Annotated in this window: 1 protein-coding gene; it reads right to left on the bottom strand. The window is 43.5% G+C overall.

The features are described 5' to 3' along the window. Positions 1–147 precede the first annotated feature (147 nt). On the bottom strand, positions 148–1293 hold the full coding sequence (locus tag CK510_RS30310) for a 30S ribosomal protein S1 (protein ID WP_095725111.1): 1146 nt from the start codon (positions 1291–1293) through the stop codon (positions 148–150). Between the last annotated feature and the right edge of the window lie 164 nt (positions 1294–1457).

Genomic DNA, 1457 nt, shown 5'->3' with positions numbered 1-1457 from the left:
ACGGTTTTATAGGCTTTTCAGCGCAACTTCCTTCCACACATAATGGGGAATGCGAAGCCCCCATTACCCGCTCTACAGAAGTCCAAAATCTAAAACCCAATAAAAAAAGGGGTTTCCCCCTCCTCAAAAATTTAGTTAATTATGTAATTATTTTTCTTCGCTTGCAGATGGAATTTCTTCGGCAACTGCTGCTGGAACATCTTCGGCAACTGCTGCTGGAACATCTTCGGCAACAGCTACTGAAACATCTTCCGCAACTGCTGCTGGAACATCTTCCTCAACTGCTGATGGAACATCTTCCTCAACTGCTGATGGAACATCTTCCTCTGCTGACAGAACATCTTCCACTGCTGGTTGCTCAACTGTCATTGATGGTATAGCGATACCTTGAGCCTTAGCAAGCAACTGTTCGCGATATTTAGCTGCCATTTCTTCAGCTTTATCGTAAACCAAATCACGGTTCTTAATCATGTCACCGGGTTCGGGTTCAAGCTGCTTAGTTGACAGAGAAATTCGTCCGCGTTCAGCATCCAAATCAATAATCATTACCTTAACTTCATCATTGACGTTAAAGACACTATGCGGTGTATCTATATGCTCGTGGGAAATTTCCGAGATGTGCAACAATCCGCTCACACCACCGATATCGATAAACGCACCATAAGGTTTTATACCACGTACCGTACCGATGACAACTTCGCCAACTTCAAGACGATTCATCTTGCGTTCTACCAACGCACGACGATGTGAAAGCACCAAACGGTTGCGTTCTTCGTCAACTTCGAGGAATTTTAAGGGTAGTTCTTCTCCTACCAATTCTTCTTTAGGTTTACGAGTACTGATGTGAGAACCGGGAATAAATCCACGTAGTCCTTCAATTCGCACTAACGCACCACCACGGTTAGTTGCAAATACTCCAGAACGAACGGTTGCATCTTCAGCTTGCAGCTGACGTACCCGTTCCCAAGCTCGCATATATTCTATACGACGAATCGAGAGGGTTAACTGTCCATCTTCGTTCTCGTCGGTGAGAATGAAAAATTCTCTTGTTTCGTTTGATTGTAAAACTTCTTCCGGGCTATCAACCCGGTTAATTGACATTTCCTGTATGGGTATATAAGCTGCCGTTTTAGCACCTATGTCAATCAGAGCACCCCGTGGTTCGATACTAAATACTGTACCGGGTACGACATCTCCAGGGCTAAAGTGGTAATCGTATTTATCTAGTAATGCAGCAAAATCCTCGTGGGTAAATCCTATTTCAGCAGTAGCAGTTGATTTCTGATTGACCATGCTAATTGTTTCCTGGTGTTAGTCTCCGTATTGTTTTCCTCCTAGCGATGTACATGCAAGCGCCTGCCTGACAGTCTACACCTACATCTTATTCATGCTAGCGCCGGGAAGTTGATAAAATATTGCTATCTACTTCCAAATATTAGATTATATCAGATATTTAC

The organism is Brunnivagina elsteri CCALA 953 (assembly GCF_002289455.1).
Taxonomy (GTDB): Bacteria; Cyanobacteriota; Cyanobacteriia; order Cyanobacteriales; family Nostocaceae; genus Brunnivagina; species Brunnivagina elsteri.
This window is presented reverse-complemented; position numbering and strand designations above follow the sequence as displayed.

Bases quoted from the DNA above. Each gene is read 5' to 3' on its own strand.
- CK510_RS30310 (WP_095725111.1), bottom strand. From the start codon at position 1,293: ATGGTCAATCAGAAATCAACTGCTACTGCTGAAATAGGATTTACCCAC.